General features: G+C 73.2%; 1 protein-coding gene. It reads right to left on the bottom strand.

Annotated features, from left to right (window positions below):
• Positions 1 to 839 (bottom strand): acyltransferase domain-containing protein (locus tag IE185_RS32865; protein WP_189716585.1); only part of this gene is annotated, 839 nt, incomplete at both ends.

Raw genomic sequence — 839 nt, 5'->3', positions numbered from 1 at the left:
TGCGGAGGGTGACGATGCGGGCTGCGTCGTCGAGGGTGAGGGCGCCGGAGATGTGGGCGGCGGCGATTTCGCCCTGGGAGTGGCCTATGACGGCGTCGGGGGTGACGCCGTGGTGCTGCCAGAGTCGGGCGAGCGACACCATGATCGCGAAGCTGGCGGGCTGGACGACGTCGACGCGGTCGAAGCCGGGTGCGTCTTCCGTCTGGCGGATGACGTCGAGGAGTGACCAGTCGACGTACGCGGACAGGGCCTGCGCGCACTCGGCCATCGCTGCGGCGAAGACCGGCGACGACTCCAGGAGCTGCGCCCCCATGCCGGCCCACTGATGCCCCTGGCCGGGGAAGACGAACGCGGTCTTCCCGTCCACGTCCGCCGTCCCCGTCACCAGCTCCGCAGCCGGACCGTCCGAAGCCAGCGCCCGCAGGCCGTGGTCGAAGCCCTCGTGGTCCTCCGCGATCACCACGGCCCGCTCCGGGAACAGCGAGCGCGAGGTCAGCAGCGTGTGCGCGACGTCCACCGGGGCGAAGTCCCCGGTGGTGTCCGCCAGCCGTCCGGCCTGGGCGCGCAGGGCGGACGCCGTCTTCGCGGAGACCAGCCACGGTACGACGCTTGGCGTCGCCGCCTCGGCCGCCGCCTCCTTCGGGGCGGTCGCCGGGGCCTGCTCGATGATGACGTGGGCGTTGGTCCCACTGACACCGAACGCCGACACGGCGGCCCGGCGCGGCCGGTCCACCTCCGGCCACGGGCGACGCTCGGTGAGCAGCTCGACCGCTCCCGCCGACCAGTCGACCTTCGTCGACGGCTCGTCGACGTGCAGGGTCTTGGGCAGCACCCCGTGC

It is taken from the genome of Streptomyces chryseus, from assembly GCF_014650755.1.
Taxonomy (GTDB): Bacteria; Actinomycetota; Actinomycetes; order Streptomycetales; family Streptomycetaceae; genus Streptomyces; species Streptomyces chryseus.
The sequence above is the reverse complement of the archived record's forward strand: the minus strand, read 5'-3'. Positions and strand labels throughout refer to the sequence as shown.